General features: G+C 37.0%; 13 protein-coding genes and 1 tRNA gene. 10 read left to right on the forward strand and 4 right to left on the reverse strand.

The window, feature by feature from the left end; genetic code table 11:
- The first annotated feature begins 66 nt into the window (after window positions 1-66).
- The 6 genes from ftsH (at window position 67) to ABXH06_RS16525 (ending at window position 5,693) form a co-directional block, all read left to right on the forward strand.
- Window positions 67-2,013, forward strand: a complete 1,947-nt coding sequence (gene ftsH / locus ABXH06_RS16500) for an ATP-dependent zinc metalloprotease FtsH (protein WP_503012501.1) — start codon at window positions 67-69, stop codon at window positions 2,011-2,013.
- Window positions 2,014-2,166: 153 nt separating this feature from the next.
- The gene (gene folP, locus ABXH06_RS16505; protein ID WP_353518926.1) at window positions 2,167-2,952 is read left to right on the forward strand and encodes a dihydropteroate synthase; all 786 of its coding nucleotides are present in this window, start codon (window positions 2,167-2,169) and stop codon (window positions 2,950-2,952) included.
- Between the two features lie 23 nt (window positions 2,953-2,975).
- A complete protein-coding gene (gene glmM / locus ABXH06_RS16510; RefSeq protein WP_311576213.1) occupies window positions 2,976-4,310 on the forward strand; it encodes a phosphoglucosamine mutase in 1,335 nt (444 codons plus the stop codon).
- A 100-nt stretch (window positions 4,311-4,410) separates the two neighbouring features.
- On the forward strand, window positions 4,411-5,178 hold the full coding sequence (gene tpiA / locus ABXH06_RS16515) for a triose-phosphate isomerase (protein ID WP_311576211.1): 768 nt from the start codon (window positions 4,411-4,413) through the stop codon (window positions 5,176-5,178).
- Window positions 5,179-5,187: 9 nt separating this feature from the next.
- Window positions 5,188-5,592 (forward strand): preprotein translocase subunit SecG, encoded by a 405-nt coding sequence (gene secG / locus ABXH06_RS16520; RefSeq protein ID WP_353518927.1) that lies wholly within the window; start codon window positions 5,188-5,190, stop codon window positions 5,590-5,592.
- Window positions 5,593-5,608: 16 nt separating this feature from the next.
- A tRNA-Leu gene (locus ABXH06_RS16525) sits at window positions 5,609-5,693 on the forward strand.
- Between the two features lie 299 nt (window positions 5,694-5,992).
- On the opposite strand, the gene ABXH06_RS16530 is transcribed toward ABXH06_RS16525, so the two are convergent.
- The gene (locus tag ABXH06_RS16530) at window positions 5,993-6,595 is read right to left on the reverse strand and encodes a glycerophosphodiester phosphodiesterase (protein WP_353518908.1); all 603 of its coding nucleotides are present in this window, start codon (window positions 6,593-6,595) and stop codon (window positions 5,993-5,995) included.
- Between the two features lie 565 nt (window positions 6,596-7,160).
- Window positions 7,161-8,093, reverse strand: a complete 933-nt coding sequence (locus tag ABXH06_RS16535; RefSeq protein WP_353518909.1) for a LysR family transcriptional regulator — start codon at window positions 8,091-8,093, stop codon at window positions 7,161-7,163.
- Between the two features lie 124 nt (window positions 8,094-8,217).
- Here ABXH06_RS16535 and ABXH06_RS16540 point away from each other — a divergent pair, with 124 nt between their 5' ends.
- Window positions 8,218-9,573, forward strand: a complete 1,356-nt coding sequence (locus ABXH06_RS16540) for an aminotransferase (protein ID WP_353518910.1) — start codon at window positions 8,218-8,220, stop codon at window positions 9,571-9,573.
- Window positions 9,574-9,796: 223 nt separating this feature from the next.
- On the opposite strand, the gene ABXH06_RS16545 is transcribed toward ABXH06_RS16540, so the two are convergent.
- Window positions 9,797-12,802 carry a TonB-dependent receptor gene (locus ABXH06_RS16545; RefSeq protein ID WP_353518911.1) on the reverse strand — a complete coding sequence of 1,002 codons (3,006 nt, stop codon included), beginning with the start codon at window positions 12,800-12,802 and terminating at the stop codon, window positions 9,797-9,799.
- Between the two features lie 771 nt (window positions 12,803-13,573).
- Between ABXH06_RS16545 and ABXH06_RS16550 the strand changes: the two genes are divergently transcribed.
- On the forward strand, window positions 13,574-15,823 hold the full coding sequence (locus ABXH06_RS16550; protein ID WP_353518912.1) for a heparinase II/III domain-containing protein: 2,250 nt from the start codon (window positions 13,574-13,576) through the stop codon (window positions 15,821-15,823).
- Window positions 15,824-15,881: 58 nt separating this feature from the next.
- Here ABXH06_RS16550 and ABXH06_RS16555 read toward each other — a convergent pair whose 3' ends face one another.
- Entirely contained in the window at window positions 15,882-16,073 is a 192-nt protein-coding gene (locus ABXH06_RS16555; RefSeq protein ID WP_353518913.1) for a hypothetical protein, read from the reverse strand.
- Between the two features lie 140 nt (window positions 16,074-16,213).
- Between ABXH06_RS16555 and ABXH06_RS16560 the strand changes: the two genes are divergently transcribed.
- Together ABXH06_RS16560 and ABXH06_RS16565 are read left to right on the forward strand one after the other, a co-directional pair.
- Window positions 16,214-18,055: an aminotransferase-like domain-containing protein gene (locus ABXH06_RS16560; protein WP_353518914.1), complete on the forward strand. Its 1,842-nt coding sequence runs from the start codon at window positions 16,214-16,216 to the stop codon at window positions 18,053-18,055.
- Window positions 18,056-18,389: 334 nt separating this feature from the next.
- A complete protein-coding gene (locus ABXH06_RS16565) occupies window positions 18,390-19,235 on the forward strand; it encodes a carbon-nitrogen hydrolase family protein (RefSeq protein WP_353518915.1) in 846 nt (281 codons plus the stop codon).
- Window positions 19,236-19,250 lie beyond the last annotated feature (15 nt).

The raw sequence follows: 19,250 nt of genomic DNA on the forward strand, positions 1-19,250 counted from the left end.
CACTTTTTTGCGATTGTTTTTTGAACAATATTCATTGGGTGTTAAATTTATCAAGAGGTCATTAAGTTGAGCGATATGGCAAAAAATCTTATTTTGTGGTTAGTAATAGCTGTTGTGTTGATGTCAGTATTTCAGAGTTTTACGCCAAACAATGCTAATGAACAACAAGTCGATTATACGCGTTTTATTCAAGATGTTCGTCAAGGACAAGTCAGAGAAGCGAATGTTGATCGAAATGGTGTCATTAAAGGTGTTAAACGTAGCGGTGAAACTTTTATTGCTGTTATTCCCGGTGGTTATGATCGCGATTTAATTAATGATCTGGTTAAACAAGGCGTTAATGCTTCGGGTGAATTACCTGAAGAAACAAGCTTCTTAACGACTATATTTGTTTCCTGGTTCCCGATGATTTTATTGATTGGTGTCTGGATTTTCTTCATGCGTCAAATGCAAGGTGGTGGCGGAAAAGGCGCCATGTCATTTGGTAAATCAAAAGCACGTTTATTGAGCGAAGACCAAATTAAAACAACGTTTGCTGATGTTGCTGGTTGTGATGAAGCGAAAGAAGAAGTTTCTGAATTAGTTGATTATTTAAAAGACCCATCTAGATTCCAAAAACTTGGTGGTCGTATTCCATCAGGTGTATTAATGGTTGGTCAACCGGGAACAGGTAAAACATTATTAGCCAAAGCAATTGCTGGTGAAGCAAAAGTACCTTTCTTTACTATTTCAGGCTCAGATTTTGTTGAAATGTTTGTCGGTGTTGGTGCATCACGCGTACGTGATATGTTTGAACAAGCGAAAAAGTCTGCACCTTGTATTATCTTTATTGATGAAATTGATGCAGTAGGTCGCCAACGTGGCGCTGGTATGGGTGGTGGTCACGATGAACGTGAACAAACACTTAACCAAATGTTAGTTGAAATGGATGGTTTTGAAGGTAATGAAGGCGTTATCGTTATTGCTGCAACTAACCGCCCTGATGTATTAGATCCAGCTTTATTACGACCAGGTCGTTTTGACCGTCAAGTAACGGTTGGATTACCTGATATTCGTGGTCGTGAGCAAATTTTAAAAGTACATATGCGTAAAGTACCTTTAGGTGATGATGTAAAAGCATCTGTAATCGCCCGTGGTACCCCTGGTTTTTCAGGGGCTGATTTAGCTAACTTAGTTAATGAAGCTGCATTATTTGCTGCACGTTGCACACGCCGTGTTGTATCAATGGAAGAGTTTGAAAAAGCAAAAGATAAGATCTTGATGGGCTCAGAGCGTAAATCTATGGTGATGACTGAGTCAGAAAAAGAGATGACGGCTTATCATGAAGCAGGGCATGCCATTGTTGGTCGTTTAGTACCAGATCATGATCCTGTTTACAAAGTGAGTATTATTCCTCGCGGTCGTGCGTTAGGGGTGACTATGTATTTACCAGAGCAGGATAGATTCAGCCATTCTAAACAGCATTTAGAAAGCAATATTTCATCACTTTATGGTGGCCGAATTGCTGAAGAAATGATTTACGGTGCTGACAAAGTCTCTACCGGAGCTTCAAACGATATTGAACGTGCTACTCAGCTAGCGCGAAAAATGGTAACACAATGGGGTTTATCTGAAAAAATGGGCCCTATGTTATTTGCTGAAGAAGAAGGCGAAGTATTTTTAGGTCGAACGTCTGCTAAGTCGTTAAATATGTCTGATGAAACGGCGCAAGCGATTGATGCTGAAATAAAAGAATTTGTGAATCGTAACTATCAACGCGCTGAGCAAATATTAAAAGACAATATTGATATTTTGCACGCGATGAAAGATGCGTTAATGCACTATGAAACCATTGATGCGTTGCAAATTGATGACTTAATGGCGCGTAGAGAAGTTCGTCCACCGTCAGATTTCCATGGCGATAACATTGATAAAAATGAACCACCTAAATCTGGAGCGGCTAAAAAAGACGCGAAAGATGAAAATAAAGTTGAACCTGATTTAGATAAGCCGTCTGATATGCCGGCTAAATAAATTTACTCAGCAATGCAAAACAAGCCTCGATTTAAACTTAGTTAATCGGGGCTTTATTTTATTTAATTATACCGTTAATAAAAATAAGAGACTTGTTTGAATATTTTAACTAGCCCCGCTCGAATATCATTTGATCCTCAAGATATTCAGATCATGGGCATTTTAAACGTCACCCCTGATTCTTTTTCTGATGGTGGTCAATATACACAAATCGATAATGCACTTCGTCAAGTTGAAACTATGATCAACGATGGCGCAAATATTATTGATATTGGTGGTGAATCTACTAGGCCGGGCGCTGTCGATGTAGCTGAATCCGATGAAATTTCTCGTATTATTCCCGTGCTAAAAGCAATTAAAGCGCGTTTTGATGTTGCGGTATCAATTGATACCAGTAAATCAGCTGTGATGGCTTCAGCTATAGAGTACGGCGCTGATTTAATCAACGATGTACGAGCATTACAAAATGATCATTGTTTGTCAGTTGTCGCTCAATCTACTGTGCCCGTTTGTTTAATGCATATGCAAGGGCAACCTAGAACTATGCAGCATAATCCTCATTATGATGATTTGATTGAAGATATCTCAACTTTTTTTAAACAACGTATTGCCGCATGTGAAGCCAATGGTATCAATAAGCAACGGATAATTTTAGATCCAGGATTTGGTTTTGGTAAAACGCTTGAGCAAAATTATCAATTGCTGTCGCAATTAGCTTCATTTAAAACGTTAGGTTTACCCCTCTTGTCAGGAACTTCTCGTAAATCTATGATAGGTAACTTATTAAAGAGAGATGTTTCAGAGCGTTTAGTTGGTAGTGTTACCACTGCTATTCTAGCGGTTCAAAATGGCGCATCAATAATACGTGTGCATGATGTTAAAGAAACCATGGACGCTATGAGAATATTAGCAACTACGCATAAAATCACCTGCGAGTGAAATTTTAAAATTAAGGAAAAATAATGTCTGAAAGAAGATATTTCGGTACTGATGGCGTGAGAGGATTAGTCGGGCAATATCCAATCACCCCTGAGTTTGTGATGAAACTTGGTTATGCAGCAGGTAAAGTGTTAGCAGCAAAAGGGACAAAAAAAGTATTGGTGGGTAAGGACACGCGTATATCAGGCTATATGTTTGAATCAGCACTTGAGGCTGGTTTTTCTGCCGCGGGTATCGATATTGGTTTATTAGGCCCAATGCCTACTCCTGCTATTGCTTATTTAACCAAAACATTTCGTGCTGAAGCAGGGATTGTGATCAGTGCCTCTCATAATCCTTTTTACGATAACGGTATAAAGTTTTTCTCACAAGATGGGCAAAAGTTACCTGATGACGTTGAACTTGCTATTGAAGCTGAACTTGATAAAGACATGGGTTGTGTTGATTCGGCTAATTTAGGGCGCGCGAATAGAATTGATGATGCAGCAGGGCGATACATAGAATTTTGTAAGAGTAACTTCCCGAGTGAGTATTCTTTGTCGGGCATGAAAATTGTCGTCGATTGTGCTCATGGGGCAACCTATCATATTGCACCTAATGTTTTTCGAGAATTAGGCGCAGAAGTTATTGAAATTGGTACGTCACCAAACGGTAAAAATATCAATGAAGGCTGTGGCGCAACCTCTATGGATGCGATAAGCGCAGCGGTTGTTGAACATCAAGCTGATTTAGGAATCGCCTTAGATGGTGATGGTGACCGTTTGATGATGGTTGATCACACGGGATATATTGTAGATGGCGATGAATGTGTTTATGTGATCGCTAGCCATGACTTGAAATCAGGAAGTATTAGAGGCGTTGTTGGTACGTTAATGAGTAATATGGGCCTAGAGTTAGCTTTAGCTGACATGGGAGTACCTTTTGCACGTAGTAAAGTAGGTGATCGCTATGTAATGGAAATGCTTAAGCAAAATGGTTGGCAATTAGGTGCTGAAAACTCAGGTCATGTGATTAACTTAAGACATACATCTACAGGTGATGGCATAATTGCCGCATTAAACGTATTAACGGCTGTTTGTTCAACAGGGAAAAGCTTGTTTGAACTACGCCAAGGCATGACAAAACTACCACAAGTATTAGTGAACGTTCGTTTCTCGGGTGATAACGATCCGTTACAAGCGGATTCAGTGGTCGCTTCGGTTCATAAAGTCAATGAAAAGCTTACTGGACGAGGTCGAGTGCTATTAAGAAAGTCAGGAACCGAGCCATTAATTCGAGTTATGGTTGAAGGTCCAGAAATTGATGAAGTAACCGCTTTAGCGAATGAAATTGCTGATGCCGTCAAAAAAGCTTGTTAACCGGTTGAATATTGAGCAAATGAACAAGTTATTAAGTGAAATACTTGTATCTTGTGAGTAGGTTCGTTAATATCTCGCCGCTTTGATTTAGGAAAGACAAATGAAAAGACGCTCAATTGTAGCTGCCAACTGGAAAATGAATGGCAACTTATCGTTAATCAATGACATGATTACTGGATTGAATGCTGTACACTTGACTGAAAATGTTGATGTAGTGGTATGTCCAAGCTTTCCTTATCTCGCTTCATTTACAGCCATTGCTCAACGCGAAGGCTTACAAAAAAGCATTCATTTAGGCAGTCAGAATGTTAATGAACATCAAAGCGGTGCATTTACAGGTGAAATATCTATCGATATGTTGAAGGAATGTTCAGTACAATATGTTATTGTAGGGCATTCAGAAAGACGCGATATTTATAAAGAATCATCTAAGTTAGTTGCGGATAAAGTAGCTTGTGTTCTTGATGCTGGTTTAACACCAATATTATGTATCGGTGAAAGTGAAGCGGAGCGAGAAACCGAGCAAACTAATCTTGTATTATCGGCTCAATTACAGTCGGTAATTGACAAAATTGGTATTGAAAAATTTGATGATGTTGTTATTGCTTACGAGCCTGTTTGGGCAATAGGTACAGGAAAAACAGCATCACCTGAAATGGCACAAGAAACGCATCAGTTTATTCGAGAATTTCTTGCTCTGAGTAACGCTGAAATAGCGAACAAAGTGCCATTACTATATGGTGGAAGTGTTAATGCTTCTAACTGCGAAACATTATTTGCACAACCAGATATCGATGGTGGATTGATTGGTGGTGCTAGTTTAAAAGTTGACGAATTTAAAGTGATTTGTTCAGCTGCGAAAGGATAGTAAAATATGTTGTATCAAAGTTTAATTGTAATTTACCTAATTGTAGCAATTTGCTTAATTGGTTTAGTGTTAATTCAGCAAGGTAAGGGTGCTGATATGGGCGCATCTTTTGGTGCCGGCTCGTCAGCAACTATTTTTGGTTCAAGTGGCTCGGGTAATTTTTTAACTAAAGCCACTACTTGGTTAGCCATTGCCTTTTTTGTTATCAGTTTAGTGTTAGGTAACTTAACTGCAAATCGTGTGAAATCAAGTGATGAATGGAACGAGTTAGCTGTTCCTGCTGAGCAAACTATCCCAGGTAATGATGTTGCGCCAATTCAAGAAAGTGCCGAACCAGTTGCTTCAGAAAACCCTGATGTACCAGCTGCTACTTCAGAAAAGAAAGCAACGGATAACAGCGATATCCCAGACTAGTTCAAAGTTTTAAAATGCAGATGTGGCGGAATTGGTAGACGCGCCACCTTGAGGGGGTGGTGCCTTAGGGCGTGAGAGTTCGAGTCTCTCCATCTGCACCAAATACAGGTTCATTAAGAACCAATAAAGACCGGAAAGCCTAATTAAAACAGGGTTCTCCGGTTTTTTTTCGTTGAAAATTCGGCAGTGACTAATAGGAAAAAGCAGTGGGTTTAGTAACAATAAAAGCACTAAAATAACTAAAATAACTAAAATAACTTTTGCGCAGGAATGACCAAAACAATCCAAATAAGATAGCCATTTATCAATACAGAAGTTAATCCGGATTAAGAAAAGGTGATAAGTCAGATCATAAAAAGAACTAAAATACGAGTGGAGTAAAACCTTAGTGTCGTTGGTTTTAAAATAAATCGGCTATAACATAATCTACTTTGTACTTTACTTTATTATACTGCTTCTTTTTCGTGATAGTCCATGCCACGCACTTTATCTCTTCTAAACATTTATTTATATCCGAATGGTAAATCAAGAGGTAATCAATACTGGGTAAATTCGCCAAATCAAAATCACTTAATGTTATGTAGCCCAAACTATAGTTTGATACAGAGTTAATATAAATGAGATCGTCAGCGACAGTTGAAATTAGCACCACATCAACGTTAAATTGGCTTATCAATTTAAGTGATTCATCAATTGCTCTAAATTCTTTGAACTCCAAAAATAAAGTTACGCCTTCTTGTTCTGCAAGTTTAAGTAAATCAACTAAGCTAGTACAATCGAAACATTCAATGTCATCATGAAGTAATACAGGGATACCTTCTCTTAACCTTACATCAGCCTCTAAAAAACGATAACCATGGGTAATGGCTGCTTGAAAACCGTCTAGCTTATTTTCGTTAAGCCCTCTATGCGAAATTATTTCAGCTGGGGGTAAGTTAGAAGACTCATCACATGAAATAAGACACAAAAAAAATAACGGGACAAAAATACTTCTTTTTAACAAGGTTATTCCTTTTTATTTAGTAATTTTAAATATTTCATTATAAATTTATTCAATAAATAGCGAGTAAAGCAACTAACATTGTTTCATTGTTTTATGAGAATTTCTAGAGTTTCACAATCCACAAATTTTAGGACTATTTTGATGTAAACCTGTTATCGACCTAAGACATAAATGTTTTTATGTAAGTTGTTTATTATATTGAACTTTTAAGGTTATAAGTAAATATAATAAAGGAGGTTTTTCAACGTTTATGAATGGCGATATTAAACTTTTAATCAATGACATTATCTACACTGGATCAGCTAATGTATTACAATTCACTTTCTCAAATTAAAGTTGCATGTTGGATTAAGGTCAAATTAATGGGCTGGAAAACTATTGAACATTAACGCGATAAAATTACCTGTTTTTTAGAAAACAGGAATTCGTCAATGGTAATTAAGTGGATGGGGGTAATGGTCACATTACTCAATGGCCACTTAATACATGAATGTCTCAATTGAAGGAATTACCGAGTCATTAAATGAGATAAGAAAGAGCTTTTTTATGTCTGAAGGTTTTTAATTTAGTTTTGCGAAACTTTCAATGAGTCAGTTAAACACTGATAAAAAGCATTTGAGATTAACGCGTTGCCGATATTTTTTCGTCTAATTGCTTTAAAGGTGTTTTGATACCCGTAAAGCTTGGGGAATAGCGGCTTCATTCTTTGATTTAATCCCCAATTCATCACGATATGTTTGGGTAATATTCCAAGATATGCCCCTGTTAAAATAAGCGTTGCTCTAGCTTCTTGATGATGTGCTTTTGCCATTTTTTTCCACAATTCCATATCAGGATGAGGTTCTCGGCCACGCAAAAGCCGGGGAGATTCTACAAATGGATACTGTTGTAAATCTTGTGTTGTAATATTGTTTTGTTCATAAAGCGGATGTCCTTTAGCGCAATAAACATACATTTCCTCAGAGAATAAAGCTAACGTTTCTATTTCATGATAACGCTCAGATAATACGGTAATACCGATATCAACTTTTTTGTTTTGAACCGCAATAGTTACTTCATCTGAACCCATGGTACTAATTTTTACTTCTACATCTGGTGCTAATTGGGTAAAAGACTTTAGTGCATCGGTTACACATGAGTTGTGAACACTTAACATGTGTTCAGCAAACGCTATATGTAAATAGCCGGAAAGTCGGTTATGTGAATGGTTAATTGTCGTACGGAATTGATCTATAGCAGCTAATAGCTCTGTTGTCGCATTATAAACTACTACACCGTGTTCAGTTAAATTGAATCCTGCACGCCCTCTAATACATAAATGCATATCTAATCTTTTTTCTAAATCTGAAATGTAATTAGATATTGTTGAGTTCGCTAAGTTAAGAGGGAGTTCGGCGGCACTAAATCCACCGTAATCAACCACAGCTTTAAAAACATTTAACAAACGTAAATCAATGTCTGCAAGTTGACGTGAAAGAGCGGCTTTTTTTCTACCCATAATGACTCATGAAAAGTTTTATTATATTTGTATATCTAAATGTAAGTATAGGCAAGTAATTATATAAACAAATTAAAAGTTCTTATACGATTTATTAAACAATAACCAAAGACTACAACTGATTATGAGCCAAATTATATACCCAACCACCAATCTGAAAAAGCCAAGTAACTTAGTCATCGAACGAGGTGAAGGTGTTTATGTTTATGATAATAAAGGAAATAAATATTTAGAAGCCATGGCTGGTTTGTGGTGCTCTTCCTTAGGCTATAACAATAAAGAATTGATAGATGCTTGCAGTGATCAAATGGGTAAGTTGTCTTATTCTCATATGTTTGGTGGGAAAACTCATCAAGTGGGAATTGATTTGGCCGAGAAATTAACCTCTATGGTACCAATGAATAATGCAAAGGTATTTTTTGGTAATTCTGGTAGTGACGCAAATGATACTCATATTAAGTTATTACGATACTATTTTAATGCGATTGGAAAGCCACAAAAGTATAAAATAATCGCCAGAGAGCGCTCATATCATGGTGTGACCATCGCTTCTGCTTCTTTAACAGGCTTGCCTGTAAATCACTCGAATTTTGATTTACCTTTTGAGGCATTAGGTATTTTACGAACAGATGCACCCCATTACTACCGAGGTGCATTAGAAAATGAAAGTGAGATAGAGTTTGTCGATAGGATCACAAATAATCTAGAAAAACTCATTATTGAAGAAGGTCCAGAGACTATCGCGGCTTTTATTGTTGAGCCTATAACTGGAGCCAGTGGTGTCATTGTGCCACCCCCAGGTTATTACGAAAAAGTCCAAGCTATCTTGGAAAAGTACGATATTTTATTTTGGTGCGATGAAGTTATTACTGCATTTGGCCGAACGGGTAACGATTTTGGTAGTAATACTATGGGAATAAAATCACCCGATTTAATGACGTTAGCTAAACAATTATCCTCAGCGTATATGCCAATCAGTGCTTCACTGATCAGTGGCGATATCTATCAGGCATTAATCGAACCTAGTAATAAAGTTGGAGTATTCGGACACGGTTATACGTACTCAGGTCATCCGGTGGCGTGCGCTGTTACGTTAAAAACTTTGGAAATATATCAAAGAGATAATATGTTCGATGACGCTGCAGTGAAAGGTGACTATATGCAGTCTAAACTCCAAAAATTAAACGCGCATCCTTTAGTTGGTGAGATACGAGGAAAAGGCATGATTGCGGCCGTTGAAATGGTGGCAAATAAAAAAACAGGTCAAGCTTTTCCTAATGGTGACATCGGTCATTATGCGATGGCGGCATGCCAGAGGTTAGGTATGATAACGCGCGCGATAGCAGGCTCTTCTTTAGCATTTTGTCCGCCACTTATTATTACAACCTCACAAATAGACGAGATGATATTCGTTTTGGAAAAAGCGTTAGACGAAACACTAATCTATGCTATGAAAAATAACTTAATTGTTAAGGAGTAGCGGGGGTAAATTCAAGGGCTAAATGAGTGTTTAAACGTTTCTCAAACATATAAACACTCGTTTTTGCTATACATAAGCGGGTAAGTTGGGCATATCAATAGGCATTAACCATACTCAAGGTATTCACCTTTAATCAAATTTTTTCATAAGAAAAGCAAGCCGGTCAGCTTGCTCTTTATTCATTTTTCTATGAAAATATCAAGTTGATATATTCAAACTGGTATTAAAAACGGTAACTAGCACCGAAAGTGATACGACGGTCAGTGATACCTTGAGCACATAATAAAGCGCCTTCGTTAACACAAGATTGCGTAATATCTGATTCCGTTAAGTTAACTGCTTCTAAACCAATGTTTAATTTTTCGTTTACATCATAGCTCACACTGGCATTAAGTTGGCCTCTGTCATGGGTAGTAACAGGGAAACCTAATGTAGAGTTAAGACTTGCACCCGCTGCCGTATCTTCTGTACGGAACGCATCACGCCATGTGTAACGTAAACGAGCGGCTAAACCATGCTTTTCATAGTATACAGCAACGTTATACGCATTTTCAGAGAAATCTAAAAGACCACGGTCTGATGTGTATTTAACAAATTGGCTGTCATCATACACACCGTTAATAGCATTAAAGATATCGGTACCACGCGTTGCAGACGTATAGAATGCAGAACCACCTTTGTATTCTTGAATAGTATAGTTAGCAACAATACCAAAACCTGATGCCCAACCTAACTGTTCTTCAAAGCTTGATAGGTCATATTGAAATGCCATTTCAAAACCTGATTGAGTTGTTGTAGCTGAGTCATTGAATTTTGATTCACGGTCAACACATAAGCCAACTGTATTTGGGTCACCCAAGACGTTTGGTTGTACTGCTGGGTTCCATATACCACCACCTGAACAAGCAGGGTTACTATCGCGCCAGCCATTTGCATCTAGTGTCGCACTGTCTAATTCAGTCACAAATAAGTTAGTACGATCTTTCTTAAAGTAACCAATACTGATTACAGCAGCCTCAGCAAAATACCACTCAACACCAATATCAAACGATGTAACTTCTTCAGGCTCAAGAGCCGCATTACCTAACTCTACAGCTTGGTTTTCGTTAGTACCAAATGATACAGAAGTATTTAAGTCGCCAAAGTTTGGACGTAAAATGTCTTTACCCCAACCTAAACGTACCAATACATCATCATGTACATCAGCGACAATATTTAAACGCGGTAATGTGAAGCTATAATCTGCAGTGTTTGTTGTTGGCGTTACGTTGCCATTTACAACGGTGTTACCAGTAGATGCTATATCAGTTTTAACGTGACGAACACCGAAGTTACCGCGGATCATTTCATACTCAAAGTTTGCTTGTGCATAAAACGCGTGATTTTTTTCTTCAATGTTAAAGGCTGCAGTATCACCTGGTGTTAAGTCAGAATAATCTTGATTACCACCATGAGTTGCCATTGCGCTTTCTAAAACAGATAAAACTTTATCAGGGTCAGAAAATGCAAGGTTAGGATCAACAATTAAGAAATTTCGCATAGCTAATTCACGACCATCAGCGTCACCAAAATGACTAGGGCCAGCAACTAAAAGCTCAGAAAATAAAGAACCATTAGGGCTATCTACCATTTTACTAAAACCACCGATACGGTCAGTAATAGAAACCGCACTATGCTCAGCTTTATTGTAACGGTAACCAAAGTCAATTGAAGTAATAATGTTATCGTCGATAAAGTAAGTTGAGTCTATACGGAAAGTATCGTCAGAGTTATCAACCGTACTACGTGAAATATCTACTTGGTCTAATACCACATTGTTTGGATTTAATAAGTCAGCTACTGTTGGAGCATAAGGAGAGTCGAAATCCACACCAAAAGTTAACGCATTACCAGATAAATCATAAATAAATGGTACGGCATTATCGTTACTTGAACCATCAAGTGGCGTCAGTGGGTTAGGGTTGATAAAGTTTAATTGAGAGTTCAAAGAAGGTGTTCTTGTGTCAGAGCTAGAAGTTGACACTTCTGCACTAATAAACAAGTCTTCACCTTGCCATTCACCACCTAGTCTAAATACTTGTGTATCTGTAACACGTGCACCTGTATCACTGTTAAAACGTAAGTTAGGATCATCATCATCCACACCTAAGTTTGGTTGAACTGTACCGCGTAATGCTGCTTGGATGCTGCCTAAATCAACACCGTCTAAAGAGCCAAAATCTACTGTTTCGAACTCAGTCGGTAAATTATAATTTAATACACTACTAACACCTGATGCTTGAACACGAGTACTGTCTTGACGACGTTCTTGAGAAGTTATAATCGCATCAAAGAAAAATTTCATATCTGCATTTGGTGCAAATTCAAACGTTGTTGCTAAGTTAGTGGTTTCATATTCAAAGTTTTCTAGTTCTTGGTTTAAGAATTGAACACCTAGAAAGTCAAAAGATTGAGCTACTGGACGTTTAGTGGCTTGGTCTTCTAATGAACCATTACGGTAAACATCAGCACTTGCGTTTTCAACAAGACTACCATCACGGTCAACACGAGGGCGGAATGAAGTTGCTTCTTGTTTTGTATAACTACCACTTACTACGACACCAAAACGACCAGAGTCAGTTTCCCAGTTATCACCGTATGCACCAGAAATGCGTGGTTGTACACCATCGGTGGTAAGGCTACTGTCTTCACCTTGAACACGTAACGAGCCTAATGTTTCAGATAATTCAAGCGGGCGAATGGTACGTAAATTTACCGTACCGCCAATAGAGCCTTCTGTTGTTTTAGCTTCTGGTGCTTTGGTAATTTCAACACCAGCGATAATTGCAGCCGATAAATCTTCAAAGTTCATACCACTACGGCCAGCACCTGAACCTACTGTTGAAGCACCGTTAATTTCTACTCGGTTAGCATTACTACCACGAATTTGAACACCTGTACCTATACCTGCGGTACGTGTAATTTGAATACCCGTTACGTTTTCAAGTACTTCTGCTAAGTTTTGATCAGGTAACTTACCAATATCCGTTGCCATGATGATTTCGGTTAAGTTATCAGTATCACGTTTTTCAGCAAGTGCGCTTGTTAGTGAACTACGCATGCCTGTAACTTCGATAACTTCAACTTCTTTCGCTGCTTCTTCAGCATCTTGTGCGTACACAGATGTTGTCATATTAAGCGCAGTAGCAGACAGAACTGCTAAGCTTATTTTCGATAGTTTTTGTTTCATGTTTTTCCCCAGTGGTTCTTTATCATTAAAAATAAAAATGTTTTTTTGTTTAACACTTTTATTGAATAAATTTTATATAGTCTTTTTGATAAACCTTTCTTTTAATCTTTATAAGCATATCGATGATACTTACAAAGATTGTTCATTATACTTACAATTAAAATTCAAAAGGTCAACCCTTTTGGTGGTTAATTGGTCAAAATAAATATCGCATAGGTTATTACCAATATGGTTTAACATTTAGTATTGGCTTTGTTTTTACACGGGGTTTTCAGTTTAAGCTATTGTTTTAAGAGGTTTTATTTAAAATGTTTTTTTGCAGCTATATTTTGTTCAGTATTGATGATTTGGCAGTTATTTATCGCTAAATGGTTTGATAAATATACAAATAGAATGATTAAATAGTTGATTAAAAAACTATGATAAGCGTTTTGGTTGACCAATTGGTTGTTTTTGTTTACATTTGATTTTGACTTTTGTAACCAATTTAAAAGTCAGGTCTATTACCAGTGTTTTACCTAGCTCTTAGGAAAACTATGGAGAGATTAGCAATATAAATAAAGATGCTTTTATTTTAAGTTAAGGGTGTAAATTCGATGCTCTTATTTTAAATTATTACTCTTTTTAACTTGCTTATATTAATTAAAAATAAGTAAATCAATATTATTATTAAACTCATCGTTTAATAATGAGCAAAAGGTGTTCTGAGAAGAATTAAGTTTTAACACTTTTGCTTTATTTTTCTCAAACAATGGAAAAGGTATTAAATACATGAAGCCAATTATCATGATTGCTTGGTTGTTAATCGCTATCAATTTTGGGCTTATCTCAGCCTGTCATGCAAGTGATCGCAAAGGATTAATTTTAACGAAAGAAGGCATCACAAAAATTCAAGCAAACTTAGGAAAAACACCTTTGTTTGATAAAACCTTGCAACAATTGAAAACAGAAGTTGATGCTGAAATTGAACAAGGTATTGATACTCCTGTACCCCGTGATTTTTCGGGTGGCTATACTCATCAACGTCATAAAGCGAATTTCTTTTTATTACAAAAGGCAGGCGTCTTATTTCAAATTTTAGAAGATGAAAAGTATGCAAACTATGTGCGTGATATGTTTTTTCAATATGAAGCTATGTATAAAGATCTCCCTTTACACCCACAAACACGTTCATACGCAAGAGGAAAACTTTTTTGGCAATCGCTAAATGATTCAAATTGGTTGGTGTATGCAGCGCAAGCTTATGATGCTATTTATGACTGGTTACCTGCAGCAGACAGAGAAACCTTAGAAGATAATTTATTTAGACCTTTTGCTGATCATATCTCAATTGATAGCCCGCAGTTTTTTAATCGAGTACACAACCATAGTACATGGGGAGCTGCAGCCGTTGGTATGATAGGTCTAGTCATGCAAGATGAAGAACTTATTCAACGAGCTTTATATGGTTTAGAAGAAGATGGTTTAGCAATTGGTGCAAAAGATGATGATGGTGGTTTCCTGAAAGTAGAAGGACAAGGCGCTGGTTTTTTCGCGAATTTAAATGAACCTTTTTCACCAGATGGATATTATACCGAAGGGCCTTACTATCAACGTTATGCTATGTATCCGTTTTTAGTTTTCGCCCAAGCTTTAAATAATGCAAGGCCAGATCTTGACGTATTAAATTATAAAAACGGCGTATTATTAAAAGCGGTAGATGTATTATTGAATTTATCTGATGCTGACGGTGACTTTTTCCCGATTAATGATGGCCAAAAAGGTATGTCGTACTACAATGATGCGGTAGTAACTGCGGTTAATATAGCTTATTTTTATGGCAATAAAGATCCTCGTTTATTGAGTATCGCCGAAAAACAAGGGCGGGTTTTACTTGATGACACCGGTTATGCCGTTGCAGCTGGCATTCGTGATGGCTTAGCGAAAAAATTTACCAAAGGCTCTGAAAATTACTCGGATGGATCTGATGGCGATGAAGGTGGATTAGGTTTATTACGTCATGGTGATGAAGCGTTAACCTTATTATTTAAATATACCGCTCAAGGCTTAAGTCATGGCCATTATGACAAATTGTCATTTTCACTTTATGGCCAAGGCGAAGAAATCATGCAGGACTACGGTTTAGCTCGTTTTGTTAATATTGAACAAAAAGGAGGAGGCAATTATCTGCCAGAAAACAAAACTTGGGCAAAACAAACCATTGCGCATAATACGTTGGTTCAAAATAGACAATCACATTTTTCTGGAAAATACGAAATAGGTAGCCAACATCATTCCCAGTTGCGTTTTTACGACGCTTCAAATAAAGCGGTTCAAGTGATCAGTGCTGAAGAACTAAATGCCTACCCAGGCACTAAAATGCAAAGAACCATGGCGATGATCAAAGATGAAGCTTTTGAAAAAGCATTCGTTTTAGATTTGTTTAAAGCTGATGCTCAAAACAATCACCAATATGACTTACCATTTTACTATTTTGGTCAAATACTAAAATCAAATATTGATTATCAAATTCCTCGCTCTTTAAAACCGTTAGGCGATAATAATGGTTATCAACACCTTTACTTGGAAGCTGAGGGGATAGCCAATAGTGAAAATACTAAATTCTCATGGTTAGATAAAGGCCGTTTTTATACTTTAACCATGGCGACTGAACAGGGTGATAAAGTGCAACTTGCCCGTATTGGTGCAAATGATCCTCAGTTTAATTTACGTAAAGATCCTGCCATTATCTTTAGCCGAAAGAATGCTAAACAAACACTTTTTGCATCAGTGATCGAACCTCATGGCAGTTATACCCCCGTTTCTGAATCAGCACATAATTCAAATAGTAATATTGCTGAATTATTAGTCCTTCAAGATGATGACAACTATACCGCCGTATCCATTAAAACGGTTAAAGGTGACATGCGTTATTTTGTTGTTGCTAATAAGAACGTTAAGAAAGCGGCAAAGCATCAATTGAAACTAAATGGTCAAACATATCATTGGACTGGTCCATTTCAATATTTTTACCTGAATTAAGCTTCCAGAGCTATGAGCTCGTATTGATTTTATACCATTAATACGAGTTTTCTGTTTATTAATCTGTGATTTCACACTTTTCCCAACCATAATATCCGCTACATTTATGAAACGATGCTTTTTTATGTGCGTACTTAACATCAGCTAAATTTGCCATGTTTAAAAAGGGGATCATTACTCTTAAATGTAAGCCTATTTCTCGTGCAACCGCATTGGTTACCAAATCGTTTTCTTGCTTATAATGACTCAAAATTGTGAATGTTTTGTACAAATAAAACATAGCGTTGAATATTTACTATTTATTTGTTGAAAGAAATAAGGTTAGATTACACGGTAAATCATTTACTTTTTTCTTGGTAAATTAGTCATTTGGTAAATAGGTGTCGTAAGATGGTTAGTCCTTTAATTCATATAGATCATCAATCAGATGAAAGTTTGCAAAGTCAAATTCGTACTAAAATGGTTGATGGTATTCTCGTTGGCGCTTTTCCACCAAACAGTAAATTTCCATCTTCTCGAAAGTTTGCCAAACAATTAAATGTTTCAAGAAATACTATAGTTCTTGTGTATCAAGCGTTAATTGAAGAAGGCTACTTAATTTCGAAAGAACGCAGTGGAATTTTTGTCAGTGACAATATTCACAAAGGTTGTGTTCAAACATCAAACTCACAATTACACAATCAAGCACTTACTAGTAAAAAATCGACATCATTAGCGCAATTTAAAACGCCTTTTCATTATAATTTTAAAGGCGCGGTATCGTTAACAACCTATAGTTCATGCCCCTCAAACTGGCGTAGTTATAGTTATCCATTTATTGATGGTAAATTTGATTCGTCATTATATCCGATAAAAGAATGGCGTGATGCTAATAACCGTGCCAATGCCAGCGGTGAAATATATCAATGGTCTGAGTTACAAGGGTTACAAGATGATCCTATGTTAATTGATGAGATCCGAAGTAAAATTCTACCTCGCCGCGGCATACAAGCAAGCCGTGAAGAAGTTATAATTACGGTTGGTACTCAACAAGCACTCCATTTAATTACCCAATTATTTGTAGATAACTCAGTTACTGCTGCTGTAGAGGAGCCTGGCTATCCTGAAATGCGTGATTTATTGTCACAACAAGGTGCAAAATTAGTTTATCAAGAGATTGATGACAAAGGCATGGTGGTTGATGACAAGCTCAATGATTGCGATGTTATTTACACCACACCGAGTCATCAAACCCCAACTAGTATTACTATGTCTATGGAACGTCGAGATCAACTGCTGACAAAAGCTGATAAACATGACTTTATAATTATTGAAGATGATTTTGAGTTTGAAAGTAATTTTCTTGGTCAACCACACCCTGCTTTAAGGAGTTTAGATAAAAACAATCGGGTGGTTTATGTGTCATGTTTGTCGAAAGTATTAGCATCTGGGGTTCAAATTGCGTTTATTGTTGCTGATAGCTCAGTAATTAATGAACTGAAAAAACTGCGTAAAATAATGATGCGCAATCCTCCATTATCGAATCAACGTGCGGTGTCTTACTTTTTATCATTGGGTTATTACGACTCTTTTATGATGCACTTGCATAAGGTGTTTTTTGAGCGTTGGTTAGAATTAAGAGAAGCATTAAATATCTATTTACCTGATAGTATTGATACTGGACCTATCCAAGGAGGCACCGCGTATTGGATCACAGGGCCAAAACAACTTGATGGAGATTACTTACGCGAGAAGGCCGCAGAAATAGGTATTTTAATTGAGCCAGCGAAACGCTATTTTGCCAGCTCTGTTTATCCTGAGAATTGCTTCCGGATGGGAATTACCAGTATTGCAACGGATAAAATTCGCGTAGGGGTGAGTAAATTAGCAGATCTTATTCATCAATTAACGGATGAATTTGAAGAAAAATTATCGGATGCAAAAGGTAATCTATTAACGGGTACTTCGCTACAGAATGCCTTGTCTGGAGCCAAATTAGAGTGTCAAATGGTTTATGGCGTTCCTTGTATTATTGAGCTATTAAGTGATGGTTCAATGAAAGGACATACCGGTGGTATTGACGCAGAGTTTGATATTGGACGTTGGTGGGTGGAAGGAGATATGTATTATCGTCAATGGAATTTATGGGGCTACGGTGAAGTCAAAGGTTTTTATGTCATTATGGATGGCAATGATATGAAATGGTTCGATCAAAACTACTGTTTTGTCCGTCAATTAACGTATCTTGATTAATGTCTTTATCCATTATTTTTTTATTTAATTTAACAATAATAGCAGGGAGTTTTACTTAAGTAGTTTTATAAAAAATAACTCAATATAAACAATTAAAACAAGCTGTTACACTATATGGTGATGCAACTTGTTTAACCCCTTAGGCTTTGTTTAATGCAAAAAGCATAAGCTTTAGCTTTTTATGTTGAAGCACCTTCTCCTAGTTACTTTGTTTTAAATTCATCACTGGACCTATAGTTAGTTTCTATCTGGTACTAACCTTATCTTGTTAAACTCCGTACAGTAAAATTATTAATTAGATTGTTTAATCATTTTTATCACGAGAGTTATTGTAATGAGCCATTTTTCTATCGCCGGTATGCAGTTGTCACTTCCATGTGGCGATAATTTAGCCACTATCGGTCAAGAGATAAAAAACACCAAAAAGCGCTTCCCTTGGGTGGATATGATAGTGCTCAGTGAACTTTGTACTTATGGTCCAGAAAAAAAATATGCATCTACATTGCCCAGTAAAGCAGAAAAATTTTACTGCGATTTAGCAAAAGAACTCAATATCTGGTTGATACCAGGTTCAGATTACGAGTTATGTGATGATGAAATATTTAACACAACTTCCGTTATTAATAATGAAGGGGTTGTGATTGAACGTTATCGTAAAATATATCCGTTTTTGCCTTATGAAAAAGGCGTATCTTGCGGCCAAGATTTTGTGGTTTTTGACGTACCACAAGGACGGATTGGCGTAGCCATTTGTTATGATCTTTGGTTTCCTGAAGTGAGTAGGGAGTTAACTTGCTTGGGAGCTGAAGTACTTATTTATCCTACTTTAACTGGCACCATAGATCGTGAAGTGGAGCTATCAATGGCAAAATCTACCGCTGTTACCAATCAGTGTTATGTTATTGCTGTAAATGGCCTTGGAGATTATGGCAATGGTAAGTCAATCATTGTTTCTCCCGACGGCAGTGTTATTCATCAAGCGGGGATCAACAAAGAAGTGTTTCCGGTTGAAATTGACTTTTCGGTGGTACGACGCAACCGAGAACGCGGTATACATGGTTTAGGTCAACCGTTAAAAAGTTTTAGAGATAACCCAATAAAATTTTCGTATAACCAAGAAACAGCACGTAAAAATAGCGCACTGAGCAAACTTGGACCATTAGAAGTACCGAAAAGTTAAAACGTAAAACTGGAA

This window comes from Thalassotalea sp. SU-HH00458 (assembly GCF_040362795.1).
GTDB lineage: Bacteria > Pseudomonadota > Gammaproteobacteria > Enterobacterales > Alteromonadaceae > Thalassotalea_H > Thalassotalea_H castellviae.